This is a genomic window from Vibrio breoganii (assembly GCF_024346795.1).
GTDB lineage: Bacteria > Pseudomonadota > Gammaproteobacteria > Enterobacterales > Vibrionaceae > Vibrio > Vibrio breoganii.
Genome location: NZ_AP024864.1, coordinates 2,794,807 through 2,809,224, shown reverse-complemented (window position 1 = coordinate 2,809,224; position 14,418 = coordinate 2,794,807). Strand labels below are relative to the sequence as shown.

The following is a 14,418-nucleotide window of genomic DNA, read 5'->3' as shown; positions in this document are numbered from 1 at the left end:
AAACTAAGAAACAATAAAAAAGGAGGCGTTAGCCTCCTTAGTTTTTTAAGCTCTGTTCAGATTATTTCCGATGCAGTGCTGGAAAGGCATCGGCGTCAAGCCACTGAGCAATAGATTGCAGCTGTTGCTCTAAGTCTGCTTGGTCATTACCACACACGTTAATGTGTCCCATCTTACGACCAGGACGCTTTTCTTTGCCATACCAATGAATGTGAGCTTGGCTCATGCTGAGCAACTCTTCGGCAAGCGTATCTTCACCTAGAATGTTTATCATTGCAGTAGGGCGAAGTGCCTTAGTGCTTCCTAAGGGAAGACCACATACCGCGCGCATATGGTTTTCAAACTGGCAAGTCTCAGCACCTTGTTGTGTCCAGTGGCCAGAGTTGTGAACGCGTGGTGCGATCTCATTGACCATCAATTGACCTTGAACGTCAAAAAACTCTAGTGCCAACACGCCAACATAATCTAGGCATTCCGCTACAGCAGTAAACATCTGTTTTGCTTGAGCTTGAAGCTCTGGCTCGTCGATGGCCGTAGAAAGGCTCAATACACCATCGGTGTGCACATTCTCAGCGAGCGGGTATACCGCAATCTCACCATGCTTGTTTCTAGCACCGATCAGCGATACTTCACGATCAAACCCAACAAACTCTTCAGCAATAATGGCTTGCGCTTCAGAAGAGGCAATGCACTCCTCCATTTCAGCCCATACCGCATCTGCCGTCGAACGGTCTTTTAAACGCCATTGGCCCTTTCCATCGTATCCACCTAGCGTGCTCTTAAGCACCATAGGCAAACCAACGTAGTCGATAGCGCTTTCAAAGTCTTGGCGGGTGCGAATAAGAGAGTACTTAGCATTGGCTACGTCAGCTTTATCAAGCAGCGCTTTTTCGATGCGGCGATCGCCACCGGTTTTAATGGCTTCTGCACTTGGCAGTAATTTTCCACTGGCCTGGCAAGCATCCAGTACTGGGTGTGGAACATGCTCAAACTCTGCCGTGATGACATCAGCTTGTTCGATAGCGGCTTGTAACCCGCTACCTAACTTAGTTTGAGTGATAGGTTCAACAATAGATTCGCTATTGACATCAAAAGCAATGGTTTTGATATTCAGTGGAGCGGCAGCCAGCGCCATCATGCGAGCTAACTGTCCGGCACCTAAAACTAAAACTTGCACGGTATTAATCCTCCGCTGGGTTCGGATTAGCAAGTACTGTATCGGTTTGTTCCTTGCGGAAAGCTTCTACTTTTGCCATTACTTCAGGAACGTGAGTACCAATGATCTGTGCTGCTAGAATGCCTGAGTTTGCTGCACCCGCTTCACCGATAGCCAGTGTACCTACTGCAATGCCTTTTGGCATTTGAACGATAGATAGCAAAGAGTCCATGCCTTTTAGGGCACGAGATTGAACAGGAACACCGAGAACAGGAAGGCTAGTAAATGCTGCACACATACCAGGAAGGTGAGCTGCACCGCCTGCGCCTGCAATAATGACTTTAATGCCGCGATCTTTTGCGCTATTTGCATAGTCCGCTAGTAGTTGTGGAGTACGGTGAGCTGAAACTACTTTAGTTTCGTAGCTAACACCGAATTGGTCGAGCATCTCAGCGGCTAACTTCATCGTTGGCCAATCTGACTTAGAACCCATGATAATACCGACTTGCATGTTACGACTCCTAATTTAACTAGTTGAGCTTTGAATACCAATTTTGCGCGCATTATACGGTTATTTTTTGAATAGGAAAACGTTTGCGTCGGTTTGTTTTGCCGATTTACAGGAAATGCTTACCAGCTAGGAATAGAATTTGTAAACTAAGTAGAAAGATAGTGTAGAAAAGGACACTCAAGGAATGATGGTAATTGATCAAGCAGTTGATGCTCTGAAGCAAGGAAAGGTAATTGCATACCCCACAGAGGCTGTATTTGGAGTCGGATGCGATCCAGACGATGAGAAAGCGCTAGAAGCACTTATCGAACTAAAGCAAAGAGACCCAAGCAAGGGACTCATCCTGATTGCAGCAAGCTTTGATCAGTTGTTGCCCTACGTTGATGTAAGTGCGTTATCTACAGAGCAATTAGATACGGTATTTAAAAGCTGGCCGGGACCTGTGACTTGGGTGATGCCCATCAGCAAAAAAGTCCATGAATTGGTTCATGGGCAGTTTGATAGTGTTGCAGTAAGAGTCACTGACCATGAGATGGTGCAGCAGCTTTGCTTAGAATTTGGTAAGCCGATTACCTCTACAAGCGCCAACCTATCCGGTTTGCCACCTTGTCTGACTGCTGATGAGGTTGAAAGCCAGTTAGGGTCTGAGGATGTGTTCATCTTGCAAGGCGCTGTGGGCAACCGAAATAAACCCTCAGAGATAAAAGACGCACGATCTCTACAAGTATTAAGACAAGGATAAATGATGGCACAGGTCGACAAGGAAGCGGTAAAGCGCTTTCTACTACAGCTACAAGATACTATTTGTGCTGAACTGGAAGCTGCGGATGGAGAGGCCACCTTTATAGAGGATGCATGGACTCGAGAACAAGGCGGAGGCGGTCGTACGCGCGTTCTAAAAGGCGGAGCGACTATTGAGCAAGGCGGAGTGAACTTCTCGCATGTCTTTGGCGATAAAATGCCAGGCTCAGCCACCGCACATCGACCAGAGCTCGCTGGACGCAAGTTTGAAGCCATGGGTGTTTCTCTGGTTATTCATCCCAACAATCCATTTATTCCCACCTCCCATGCCAATGTGCGCTTCTTTATAGCAGAGAAAGAGGGAAGCGAACCTATCTGGTGGTTTGGTGGCGGGTTCGATTTAACGCCTTTCTATCCCTTTGAAGAAGACTGTCAGCACTGGCATGACACAGCAAAGCAGTTATGCGCCCCCTTCGGTGATGATGTTTATGCTGAGCATAAAAAATGGTGTGATGATTACTTCTTCTTGCCTCATCGCAATGAAACACGTGGTGTAGGAGGCTTGTTCTTTGACGATCTCAATCAGTGGGGCTTTGAAAAAAGCTTTGCTTATATGCGTGCGGTTGGAGAAGGCTTCACTAAAGGCTACTTGCCTATTGTAGAGAAGCGAAAAGAGACGCCATTTACAGACCAGCATCGCCAATTCCAATTGTATCGACGTGGTCGATATGTAGAGTTCAACCTCGTCTATGACAGAGGCACCCTGTTCGGTTTACAGAGTAAGGGAAGAACGGAGTCTATCTTGATGTCTATGCCACCATTAGCACGATGGGAGTATAACTATCAGGTAGAAGAGGGTTCGCATGAAGCTCTGCTGTATAACGAGTACTTATCACCAAGAGAGTGGTAGTGCTTTTTCTTCGCCGTTATCAGTGATAGGTTCATAGTCAGTCGTTTTAATCAGTCGTTTTAATCAGTCGTTTTAATCAGTAGTAATTCAATCAGGTAGGAAGATGAATCAGTCAATTGATCAGTATGTTGTTTTTGGGAATCCTATAAAGCAGAGTAAATCTCCCTTTATTCATACCTTGTTCGCGAGACAGACTAACCAAAGCATCCACTATGCAACTCAATATGCTGAGGTTGGAGAGTTTACCCAGGCCGCTAAGACCTTTTTTACTGAAGGCGGTAAAGGATGCAATGTAACAGCACCCTTTAAGCATGATGCCTACGAACTGGCAGATCGATTAACTGAACGAGCGCAATTAGCCGGTGCGGTAAATACACTGAAGAAGCTAGATGATGGCGAGATTATTGGAGATAACACTGATGGTGAAGGCCTTGTGCAAGACCTGCTTCAATATCAAGTGGTGCTCAAGGATGCTCGTATTCTGATTATTGGTGCTGGTGGTGCAGTAAGAGGTGTGCTTAAGCCACTGCTTGATCAAAAGCCTGCACAGCTCGTCATCGCAAATAGAACCTATAGCAAGGCTCAGTCTTTGGTGGAGCAATTCAAAGAGCACGGTCCTATTGAGGCGTTGCCGATTGAAGAGGTAGAAGGAAGCTTTGATGTTGTCATCAATTCTACGTCTGCAGGCTTAACCAAAGAATTGCCAAAGATTTCCGCCACGATATTTTCGCCTCAAACAGTAAGCTATGACATGGTTTATGGCTCTGGCACTACAGTGTTTAATCAGTGGGCTAGGGATAATGGTGCAGCCAAGGCTTATGACGGGCTGGGAATGCTAGTTGGACAAGCAGCTGAAAGCTTTATGTTGTGGAGAGGTATTCGCCCAGGTGCGAAACAAGTGCTGCGTGAACTTCGTAAAAATCTAGAGGGCTCGTAATTGAATCAATCAATAATCTTTACTGATCAGCAAAGCTGGGACGGGAATAGGAAAGTAGTGGTATTTGTAGGTCAGCAATCTGGGAACCTGATTGAGTGCCTAGTCTCTGCCCATTACTTGGAAAACCTCTCTCAACTGCAAATTGATGATGAGGTGATGGCCTTAAAGGTATTCTCTGAATATCGCTTTGATCTGGAAGACCTAGCGGAAGAGCTGATCGAAGCGGAAGAGTTCAATCAGCTCGGGCAAATAGAAATCAATTAATGTCGTGCACTTCGTTCAGGTAGTCATTTTTGTTCTGTACGTAGTTATCAGCGGATTTAGAAAGAAAGGCGGCTTCTTGTTCTGTTAGGGGTCTCACCTGTTTTACAGGGCGCCCTACATAAAGGTAGCCACTTTCTAATGTCTTATTCGGAGGCACTAAGCTTCCTGCTCCAATAAACACATCGCTCTCTATTATTGCGCCATCAAGGATGGTGGTGCTCATACCGACCAAGACCCTATCTTTAATAGTGCACCCGTGTAGCATCACCAAATGCCCAATAGTCACCTCATCACCAATGATAAGAGGGTACCCCTCAGGGTTACTGGTGTTTTTGTGAGTAACATGCAGTACCGAACCATCCTGAATGTTGGTGCGCTGACCAATGTGTATATGGTTAACGTCTCCTCTAGCAGCCACTTGTGGCCAAATACTAGAATCCGTACCAATCTTAACGTCGCCAACAACAACTGCAGAGTCATCGATATAGACGCCAGACTCAATAGAAGGCTTCATTCCTTTGTAGCTACGTAAAGAACTCATAGTTAAACTCCATCAAAACTGTATAAATATTGTTATCAAACTATCAAAAAAAGGCCCTTCTGGCCAATAGATGAACATACGGTACAAAAAGCCGAAATTCTTTGGAAAAAACGCTTGCCAATGTGATGAGCATCTCTATAATGCGCCCCACTGACACGGCAACAGCGGCAACGCTTCGCAGTGATTTAGTAGGCAATTTAGCCGAACCATTTGAGTTTAACTTCTCTTCGAAAATAAATTCAAAAAAGTGTTTGACACTTTGGTTCAAAACGCTAGAATGGCCGTCCACTTGAGAGGCAAGCCTCGATAGTAAGCTCTTTAACAATTTAAACCTATCAATCTGTGTGGGCACTCGTTGATGATAATCGAAAAGATTTATCAATGAACTGAGTGACCAAAACGAATAACTTCGGTTATTTGGCACAGTCAATTCATTATCGTTCTGTTGGAACGATAATAGCTTTAAAATTACTTCTTACTTTCGAGTAAGGAACAGTTTTGAAGTCAGTATTCATTGAGCCGAAGCGTAAGCTTCAACAAAACTTTAATTGAAGAGTTTGATCATGGCTCAGATTGAACGCTGGCGGCAGGCCTAACACATGCAAGTCGAGCGGAAACGACAACATTGACCCTTCGGGTGATTTGTTGGGCGTCGAGCGGCGGACGGGTGAGTAATGCCTGGGAAATTGCCCTGATGTGGGGGATAACCATTGGAAACGATGGCTAATACCGCATAACGTCTACGGACCAAAGAGGGGGACCTTCGGGCCTCTCGCTTCAGGATATGCCCAGGTGGGATTAGCTAGTTGGTGAGGTAATGGCTCACCAAGGCGACGATCCCTAGCTGGTCTGAGAGGATGATCAGCCACACTGGAACTGAGACACGGTCCAGACTCCTACGGGAGGCAGCAGTGGGGAATATTGCACAATGGGCGCAAGCCTGATGCAGCCATGCCGCGTGTATGAAGAAGGCCTTCGGGTTGTAAAGTACTTTCAGTCGTGAGGAAGGCATTAGAGTTAATAGCTTTAGTGTTTGACGTTAGCGACAGAAGAAGCACCGGCTAACTCCGTGCCAGCAGCCGCGGTAATACGGAGGGTGCGAGCGTTAATCGGAATTACTGGGCGTAAAGCGCATGCAGGTGGTTTGTTAAGTCAGATGTGAAAGCCCGGGGCTCAACCTCGGAACCGCATTTGAAACTGGCAGGCTAGAGTACTGTAGAGGGGGGTAGAATTTCAGGTGTAGCGGTGAAATGCGTAGAGATCTGAAGGAATACCAGTGGCGAAGGCGGCCCCCTGGACAGATACTGACACTCAGATGCGAAAGCGTGGGGAGCAAACAGGATTAGATACCCTGGTAGTCCACGCCGTAAACGATGTCTACTTGGAGGTTGTGGCCTTGAGCCGTGGCTTTCGGAGCTAACGCGTTAAGTAGACCGCCTGGGGAGTACGGTCGCAAGATTAAAACTCAAATGAATTGACGGGGGCCCGCACAAGCGGTGGAGCATGTGGTTTAATTCGATGCAACGCGAAGAACCTTACCTACTCTTGACATCCAGAGAACTTAGCAGAGATGCTTTGGTGCCTTCGGGAACTCTGAGACAGGTGCTGCATGGCTGTCGTCAGCTCGTGTTGTGAAATGTTGGGTTAAGTCCCGCAACGAGCGCAACCCTTATCCTTGTTTGCCAGCACGTAATGGTGGGAACTCCAGGGAGACTGCCGGTGATAAACCGGAGGAAGGTGGGGACGACGTCAAGTCATCATGGCCCTTACGAGTAGGGCTACACACGTGCTACAATGGCGCATACAGAGGGCAGCCAACCAGCGATGGTGAGCGAATCCCAAAAAGTGCGTCGTAGTCCGGATTGGAGTCTGCAACTCGACTCCATGAAGTCGGAATCGCTAGTAATCGTGAATCAGAATGTCACGGTGAATACGTTCCCGGGCCTTGTACACACCGCCCGTCACACCATGGGAGTGGGCTGCAAAAGAAGTGGGTAGTTTAACCTTTCGAGGAGGACGCTCACCACTTTGTGGTTCATGACTGGGGTGAAGTCGTAACAAGGTAGCCCTAGGGGAACCTGGGGCTGGATCACCTCCTTATACGATGATTATTCACGATGAGTGTCCACACAGATTGATATGGTTTAAAAAAGTTAAGAGTTTAATGTTGGGTCTGTAGCTCAGCTGGTTAGAGCGCTCGCCTGATAAGCGGGAGGTCGGTGGTTCAAGTCCACTCAGACCCACCAATTTCTTTCCCAAAAGAGATTGGATGAAACATTAAGTTTTGGGGCTATAGCTCAGCTGGGAGAGCGCCTGCCTTGCACGCAGGAGGTCTGCGGTTCGATCCCGCATAGCTCCACCATTTTTAAGTGTTTTTGTTCTTTTCTCTAGAAAGAATAGAGAATATTTAAAAATGGTTTCATAAGCATTATTGCTTAGAAATTCATGCTCTTTAACAATTTGGAAAGCTGACGATAAATAATGTGATTTCATTATTTATCAAATTTAAAAGTTCTCAAATCCTAAGTCTTTATGATTTAGGTACCAACACACATTCAAGTGTTCTTGGGAATGTATCCTTGCCAGGATGCATTCAAATTTGAGTCCGGCAAAATCGAATGTTATCTCGCTCATAATAAAGAGATAACGCACCTTGGAAACGTCATACTGCAGCGTAGCAACTGCATTGCGTTAAGCAAGACCCTTTGGGGTTGTATGGTTAAGTGACTAAGCGTACACGGTGGATGCCTTGGCAGTCAGAGGCGATGAAAGACGTAATAACTTGCGATAAGCCCAGATTAGGTAGTAATAACCATTTGAGTCTGGGATTTCTGAATGGGGAAACCCACGTGCATAAGCACGTATCATTAACTGAATACATAGGTTAATGAGGCAAACTCGGGGAACTGAAACATCTAAGTACCCGAAGGAAGAGAAATCAACCGAGATTCCGAAAGTAGCGGCGAGCGAAATTGGATTAGCCCTTAAGCTTTTAATGCGTCAGGTGAAGAGTCTGGAAAGTCTCGCAGTATAGGGTGATAGCCCCGTAACCGACAACGCATTTTAAGTGAAAACGAGTAAGGCGGGACACGTGATATCCTGTTTGAACATGGGGGGACCATCCTCCAAGGCTAAATACTACTGACTGACCGATAGTGAACCAGTACCGTGAGGGAAAGGCGAAAAGAACCCCTGTGAGGGGAGTGAAATAGAACCTGAAACCGTGTACGTACAAGCAGTAGGAGCGCCTCGAAGCGTGACTGCGTACCTTTTGTATAATGGGTCAGCGACTTAATTTTAGTAGCAAGGTTAACCGTATAGGGGAGCCGTAGGGAAACCGAGTCTTAACTGGGCGTCGAGTTGCTAGAATTAGACCCGAAACCAGGTGATCTAGCCATGGGCAGGTTGAAGGTTGAGTAACATCAACTGGAGGACCGAACCGACTAATGTTGAAAAATTAGCGGATGACTTGTGGCTAGGGGTGAAAGGCCAATCAAACCTGGAGATAGCTGGTTCTCCCCGAAAGCTATTTAGGTAGCGCCTCGGACGAATACCAATGGGGGTAGAGCACTGTTAAGGCTAGGGGGTCATCCCGACTTACCAACCCTTTGCAAACTCCGAATACCATTGAGTACTATCCGGGAGACACACGGCGGGTGCTAACGTCCGTCGTGGAGAGGGAAACAACCCAGACCGCCAGCTAAGGTCCCAAAGTATAGCTAAGTGGGAAACGATGTGGGAAGGCTCAGACAGCCAGGATGTTGGCTTAGAAGCAGCCATCATTTAAAGAAAGCGTAATAGCTCACTGGTCGAGTCGGCCTGCGCGGAAGATGTAACGGGGCTAAGCTATACACCGAAGCTGCGGCTGCATACTTTTGTATGCGGGGTAGGGGAGCGTTCTGTAAGCGGTTGAAGGTGGTCTGTAAGGGCTGCTGGACGTATCAGAAGTGCGAATGCTGACATGAGTAACGATAAAGGGGGTGAAAAACCCCCTCGCCGGAAGACCAAGGGTTCCTGTCCAACGTTAATCGGGGCAGGGTAAGTCGACCCCTAAGGCGAGGCCGAAAGGCGTAGTCGATGGGAAACGGGTTAATATTCCCGTACTTCTTATAATTGCGATGGGGGGACGGAGAAGGCTAGGTGGGCCTGGCGATGGTTGTCCAGGTTCAAGTATGTAGGCGGAAAGTTTAGGTAAATCCGGACTTTCTTAACGCTGAGATACGATGTCGAGCTGCTACGTGCAGTGAAGTCATTGATGCCATGCTTCCAGGAAAAGCCTCTAAGCTTCAGATTATAAGAAATCGTACCCCAAACCGACACAGGTGGTCGGGTAGAGAATACCAAGGCGCTTGAGAGAACTCGGGTGAAGGAACTAGGCAAAATGGTACCGTAACTTCGGGAGAAGGTACGCTCTTGGCGGTGAAGTCCCTTGCGGATGGAGCTACTAGGAGTCGCAGATACCAGGTGGCTGCAACTGTTTATTAAAAACACAGCACTGTGCAAAATCGTAAGATGACGTATACGGTGTGACGCCTGCCCGGTGCCGGAAGGTTAATTGATGGGGTTAGACTTCGGTCGAAGCTCTTGATCGAAGCCCCGGTAAACGGCGGCCGTAACTATAACGGTCCTAAGGTAGCGAAATTCCTTGTCGGGTAAGTTCCGACCTGCACGAATGGCGTAATGATGGCCACGCTGTCTCCACCCGAGACTCAGTGAAATTGAAATCGCTGTGAAGATGCAGTGTACCCGCGGCTAGACGGAAAGACCCCGTGAACCTTTACTACAGCTTGGCACTGAACATTGACCCTACATGTGTAGGATAGGTGGGAGGCTTTGAAGACGGTACGCCAGTATCGTTGGAGCCGTCCTTGAAATACCACCCTTGTAGTGTTGATGTTCTAACTTAGTCCCCTTATCGGGGATGAGGACAGTGCCTGGTGGGTAGTTTGACTGGGGCGGTCTCCTCCCAAAGAGTAACGGAGGAGCACGAAGGTGGGCTAAACACGGTTGGACATCGTGTGGTTAGTGCAATGGCATAAGCCCGCTTGACTGCGAGAATGACAATTCGAGCAGGTGCGAAAGCAGGTCATAGTGATCCGGTGGTTCTGAATGGAAGGGCCATCGCTCAACGGATAAAAGGTACTCCGGGGATAACAGGCTGATACCGCCCAAGAGTTCATATCGACGGCGGTGTTTGGCACCTCGATGTCGGCTCATCACATCCTGGGGCTGAAGTCGGTCCCAAGGGTATGGCTGTTCGCCATTTAAAGTGGTACGCGAGCTGGGTTTAGAACGTCGTGAGACAGTTCGGTCCCTATCTGCCGTGGGCGTTGGAAGATTGAAGGGGGCTGCTCCTAGTACGAGAGGACCGGAGTGGACGAACCTCTGGTGTTCGGGTTGTCATGCCAATGGCATTGCCCGGTAGCTAAGTTCGGAATCGATAACCGCTGAAAGCATCTAAGCGGGAAGCGAGCCCTGAGATGAGTCTTCCCTGGCACTTTAAGTGTCCTAAAGGGTTGTTCGAGACTAGAACGTTGATAGGCAGGGTGTGTAAGTGCTGCGAGGCATTGAGCTAACCTGTACTAATTGCCCGTGAGGCTTAACCATACAACACCCAAGGGGTTTTGTGGACTCAAAGTAGAACTTTGAATGTGTGATATAAACTTTTAAATATTAGCTTTCCGAATTTTAAAATTTGCTTGGCGACCATAGCATTGTGGACCCACCTGATTCCATGCCGAACTCAGAAGTGAAACATAATAGCGCCGATGGTAGTGTGGGGTTTCCCCATGTGAGAGTAGGACATCGCCAGGCTTTAAATTACATCGCTTTAAAGCAGTTAGTAAGACTTTAAAGAGATAAGAATTAGGTGCGGAGTGGTAGTTCAGTTGGTTAGAATACCGGCCTGTCACGCCGGGGGTCGCGGGTTCGAGTCCCGTCCACTCCGCCACTTATTTTAGAGAACCTCGCTTTGCGAGGTTTTTCTGAATCTGAAGTTTGAGAAAAATTAGACTCAGATCACAGTTTTAGGGGTGTAGCTCCAATTGGCAGAGCAGCGGATTCCAAATCCGCGTGTTGGGAGTTCGAATCTCTCCACCCCTGCCATACAGAAGGCCTTAGCAGCAATGCTAAGGCCTTTTTGTTTTCTGTAATCATAGAAAGATCAGTGGGTTATACCTAGTTAAAATCACAAGTTCTGATCATTTAAAAGCGCTTGCGTGTTGTGAGCTTGGATTATCTTTTGGCACTGACAAAGTGTTAAAGCTTCGTATGTTTGAGCTATGGTAGCGTGTGGTTCTTATTAGGTTATATGCATCTTGGCGTTTCAACCTAGTGGGATAAACACACCGCTTGCAGCGGAAAGTCTGACCTTCACACACAAGTATTGATAGCCGATCTAAATGTGATTTAACAGGGTGTATACCTTATAAGATCACTGCTTTGATGCCCATGCGATTAATAAACGTCGTCCCCGTATATGGACTCCCGATCAATTACAACCTTTTTAAGAATAAAAACAAAGTAGGATACTAGCGTATATTCGGGCTTTTTAAGAGTAGCGAACTCTGCCCCTAGATGTATTCGCACCTTAACTCCACTACGAGTTCTCGGCCTTTTTGGCCTCGGGGACGAGCTGGTTTATTAAGGTCGGTCTTACCTGTTTTTGTTCTTTGTCAGGGTTGTAATTAAATCTCTAAGTCTCTAAGTCTCTAAGTCTCTAACTTTAACTGGCTTTATTTTCAATTTGCCATCATTGGACTTGCTTGATAGGTAGTTCCATTCTTCAGCATTGCCCAAGAGGTGCGAATCGTTTTATTCGCTAAAGCCACGGCTGCTTTCCTTAATCCTGCTCGCTCTATGAGAGCTTTAAGCCAAGCTTCCTTGCCATTCCTAGGCTCTCTGTTTTGAACTACCCTAGACGCCGCTAAAGCTCCCTGAATCAAGTTGGCTCTAAGGCGCTTATTTGCAACGGTCCTACTAATACCGAACATTTTAGTGACACCACCTGTACTAAATTGTTTCGGCGTTAACCCGATGCAAGCTGAAGCGTCGCGACCATTTTTGAAATTGCCACCACCGGAGCCTATCGCTAAAAAGATACCTAGTGCATTGATTGGGCCTACGCCTTCGAGTTTCATTAGATTCTTGCAATAAGGGTGGTGAGTTATGGCTTCAACAAGCTCTTTCTCAACAGCCTGCTTTTCCGCTCGCAACCTTACATAGAGGCGGTAGCCTTGATGAATATGACTTCTCAATATATCGGGTAAACCATTCTCAGCATCTTCCAGTATTTCGGGTATAGCTTCTTGGAAGTTTTTAATTCCTGGTTTAATGGCAATCCCAAATTCTGCCAATAAGCCACGAAGCATGTTACTGGTTGCAACTGCAGAATCATTAAGGTGTTGGCGTATGCGCTCGATGGACTGTAAAGCTTGTGCATCAATGCTTTTTACAGGAATGGGATAAACGCGAGGCTGTGATGAAGCGATCGCAATAGCTAAGGCATCATTTTTATCGGTCTTTTGCTTACTACGGAAGGGAGATACATGTTTTGGAGCAATAATTTTTACTTTATGCCCTAAATGAATACAGTAACGCCCCCAATGATGAGCAGAGCCACATGCCTCCATGACAACTGTAGCCTTAGGTTGCTTATTCAACCATTTAATGAAAGCTTGTCGACTAAAAGTACGCTCCATTGCAATGTTGTCATTACTGAGGGATCTTGACGGGATAAGTACCAACCGATTCTGTCATGCTCTTACATTCTAGTCAGGATTGATACTTGCTGCCTTACACGTCGATATTCAGAGATTGTGATTTCTTAATTCTAAGCTCTCTAGTGTTGAGGTTTTCTTCTTTCCAGATGTTTTTAATCGTGCCGATACTCACTGTGATGTCGTGTTGTTTTAACTCTTTCATCAGTTGCATCAATGTCGCATGAGGGTTTAACAGCGTCAGCTCAATAATTTTGTCTTCCGCATGCTCCGATATACGCTGCTTGTTGCGCTTGAGGGGTTTATTGATCCGTTTCAGACCTATAGGCCCTTCCTCTGCCATAATTTTCTGATAGGTGTACAGGGATTGACGGGAGCAACCAAGGATACGGGCTGCTTTAGAGATACTACCGAGCTGTTCAACGAGCTCTAGTGCTTCTATTTTTCGCTGAACCTCCTTGCCATATTCACTGCATTTACGAGGCTCAACCAGCTCCGTAATATCTAATCGGCGGTGGCCAAAATAAGCGGAGAATGTGCCGTCGAACTGACATCGGATCTCTATTTTTTGATTTTCAATGGAGTAGCGGATTGGCGAGTCGATAACATACCTTTTGTTGTCAAAGCCGAACGTGTGATCGCGTCGTATTGTTCGATACTCTTTCTGCACGCAGATGCTATTCAGATCCAAGTTAGGTGGTAAGCGCTTGAAAGCAGAGCGAGAACTTTTGGGTTGAACTCGAACCTTTTTATCCCAGTAATTAGGGATGAACTCTTCTTGTAGATAACGATTTGCGCTCTCCATGTCGATGATTTTGCGTACTCGTAACTCTGGTACGAGCCTATCTTGGAAGGTATCGAATGATCGTTCGATACGCCCTTTCCCTTGTGGTGAGTTTGCAAAGATAATTTCGATACCGAGCTCGTCACAAGCTCGTTGCATCTGAGAGAAGTTACTTCGCTTGGGACCACCGAAGATACCCGCTCTATCGACGTAGAGTGTCTTAAATACCCCTCGTTTCTCAATATAAGCTCTCATCACCCTCATACAGCCCTCGGTGGTCTCAGAGGGGAAAAACTGAGCATGAATATCACTGGTGGCGTCATCAATCATAGCGATCAAACAAGATTTCTCATCACCAAACCAGCGGTGAGGGCTCCCATCCATTTGAAGCATTAATCCCGGTAATTCCATACGCTCTCGATACTTTCTGACTCGACTTCTGCGTCGCTTTGCACGTTTAACATGATGGATATCGTGAGCCCAAGAGCGTAAGGTCTCACGCTTAATGGCGATACCTTCGTTCTTTCTTAGGACTTCAGAAAGATGCTGCAGATTGAAATCGAAGTACTTGGTTTGTATGAGGTTTTGGACTTCTTTCTTGAGCGATTCTGGGATTTTATTGGCTGGAGAACGCCCTCGATTTCCATGAATGATGAAGCGAATACCTTCTTTCCGATATCGACTAAGGTAACGTTCAACAGTTCTCCGAGACTTGTTGAGCAAAGTAGTAGCACTGTTGATGCTGATTTTTCCATCGACAATTTTACAGATAATATCGACAGTAAATTGGGATTTAGAATCCATATAGAACATCCTTCGCTCCCTCTAAAGCTCCATTGATTACTTTAAAAGGTAA

Annotated in this window: 9 protein-coding genes, 4 tRNA genes and 3 rRNA genes; 11 read left to right on the top strand and 5 right to left on the bottom strand. The window is 46.6% G+C overall.

Annotated elements, in window-relative coordinates; translation table 11 throughout:
- Positions 1 to 61: 61 nt before the first annotated feature.
- A complete protein-coding gene (locus tag OCU35_RS13075; protein WP_102359812.1) occupies positions 62 to 1,177 on the bottom strand; it encodes a 5-(carboxyamino)imidazole ribonucleotide synthase in 1,116 nt (371 codons plus the stop codon).
- A gap of 4 nt (positions 1,178 to 1,181) precedes the next feature.
- Complete coding sequence (purE, locus tag OCU35_RS13070; RefSeq protein WP_017029760.1) at positions 1,182 to 1,667, bottom strand: 5-(carboxyamino)imidazole ribonucleotide mutase; 486 nt, start codon at positions 1,665 to 1,667, stop codon at positions 1,182 to 1,184.
- Between the two features lie 184 nt (positions 1,668 to 1,851).
- Between purE and OCU35_RS13065 the strand changes: the two genes are divergently transcribed.
- From OCU35_RS13065 to OCU35_RS13050, 4 genes are all read left to right on the top strand, one after another.
- On the top strand, positions 1,852 to 2,409 hold the full coding sequence (locus tag OCU35_RS13065) for an L-threonylcarbamoyladenylate synthase (protein ID WP_065599575.1): 558 nt from the start codon (positions 1,852 to 1,854) through the stop codon (positions 2,407 to 2,409).
- A 3-nt stretch (positions 2,410 to 2,412) separates the two neighbouring features.
- A complete protein-coding gene (hemF, locus tag OCU35_RS13060; protein ID WP_017029758.1) occupies positions 2,413 to 3,318 on the top strand; it encodes an oxygen-dependent coproporphyrinogen oxidase in 906 nt (301 codons plus the stop codon).
- Positions 3,319 to 3,421: 103 nt separating this feature from the next.
- Positions 3,422 to 4,255 carry a shikimate dehydrogenase gene (gene aroE, locus OCU35_RS13055; protein WP_017029757.1) on the top strand — a complete coding sequence of 278 codons (834 nt, stop codon included), beginning with the start codon at positions 3,422 to 3,424 and terminating at the stop codon, positions 4,253 to 4,255.
- Complete coding sequence (locus OCU35_RS13050) at positions 4,256 to 4,519, top strand: DUF1488 family protein (RefSeq protein WP_026026251.1); 264 nt, start codon at positions 4,256 to 4,258, stop codon at positions 4,517 to 4,519.
- Here OCU35_RS13050 and OCU35_RS13045 read toward each other — a convergent pair.
- Positions 4,512 to 5,060 (bottom strand): gamma carbonic anhydrase family protein, encoded by a 549-nt coding sequence (locus OCU35_RS13045; protein ID WP_102376533.1) that lies wholly within the window; start codon positions 5,058 to 5,060, stop codon positions 4,512 to 4,514. The two genes, OCU35_RS13050 and OCU35_RS13045, sit on opposite strands and share 8 nt — an antisense overlap.
- Positions 5,061 to 5,605: 545 nt before the next feature.
- On the opposite strand from OCU35_RS13045, the gene OCU35_RS13040 reads away from it, so the two are divergent.
- The 7 genes from OCU35_RS13040 (at position 5,606) to OCU35_RS13010 (ending at position 11,165) form a co-directional block, all read left to right on the top strand.
- Positions 5,606 to 7,160, top strand: a 16S ribosomal RNA gene (locus tag OCU35_RS13040).
- A gap of 69 nt (positions 7,161 to 7,229) precedes the next feature.
- A tRNA-Ile gene (locus OCU35_RS13035) sits at positions 7,230 to 7,306 on the top strand.
- A gap of 40 nt (positions 7,307 to 7,346) precedes the next feature.
- Positions 7,347 to 7,422: transfer RNA gene (locus OCU35_RS13030), tRNA-Ala, on the top strand.
- Between the two features lie 355 nt (positions 7,423 to 7,777).
- A 23S ribosomal RNA gene (locus tag OCU35_RS13025) occupies positions 7,778 to 10,667 on the top strand.
- A 91-nt stretch (positions 10,668 to 10,758) separates the two neighbouring features.
- Positions 10,759 to 10,874, top strand: a 5S ribosomal RNA gene (gene rrf, locus OCU35_RS13020).
- The 16S, 23S and 5S rRNA genes sit together here with 4 tRNA genes alongside, the layout of an rRNA operon.
- Positions 10,875 to 10,933: 59 nt before the next feature.
- Positions 10,934 to 11,010: transfer RNA gene (locus OCU35_RS13015), tRNA-Asp, on the top strand.
- A gap of 78 nt (positions 11,011 to 11,088) precedes the next feature.
- A tRNA-Trp gene (locus OCU35_RS13010) sits at positions 11,089 to 11,165 on the top strand.
- A 635-nt stretch (positions 11,166 to 11,800) separates the two neighbouring features.
- On the opposite strand, the gene OCU35_RS13005 is transcribed toward OCU35_RS13010, so the two are convergent.
- Together OCU35_RS13005 and OCU35_RS13000 are read right to left on the bottom strand one after the other, a co-directional pair.
- Positions 11,801 to 12,805, bottom strand: coding sequence for an IS110 family RNA-guided transposase (locus OCU35_RS13005; protein ID WP_390625313.1), 1,005 nt, complete (start codon positions 12,803 to 12,805; stop codon positions 11,801 to 11,803).
- Between the two features lie 49 nt (positions 12,806 to 12,854).
- Entirely contained in the window at positions 12,855 to 14,375 is a 1,521-nt protein-coding gene (locus OCU35_RS13000) for an ISNCY family transposase (protein WP_261825472.1), read from the bottom strand.
- Positions 14,376 to 14,418: the final 43 nt, after the last annotated feature.

What these genes read in the sequence shown, in the direction of transcription:
- purE (WP_017029760.1), bottom strand. Translation starts at nt 1,667, where the DNA reads ATGCAAGTCGGTATTATCATGGGTTCTAAGTCAGATTGGCCAACGATG.
- OCU35_RS13065 (WP_065599575.1), top strand. Translation starts at nt 1,852, where the DNA reads ATGATGGTAATTGATCAAGCAGTTGATGCTCTGAAGCAAGGAAAGGTA.
- hemF (WP_017029758.1), top strand. Translation starts at nt 2,413, where the DNA reads ATGGCACAGGTCGACAAGGAAGCGGTAAAGCGCTTTCTACTACAGCTA.
- aroE (WP_017029757.1), top strand. Translation starts at nt 3,422, where the DNA reads ATGAATCAGTCAATTGATCAGTATGTTGTTTTTGGGAATCCTATAAAG.
- OCU35_RS13045 (WP_102376533.1), bottom strand. Translation starts at nt 5,060, where the DNA reads ATGAGTTCTTTACGTAGCTACAAAGGAATGAAGCCTTCTATTGAGTCT.
- OCU35_RS13000 (WP_261825472.1), bottom strand. Translation starts at nt 14,375, where the DNA reads ATGTTCTATATGGATTCTAAATCCCAATTTACTGTCGATATTATCTGT.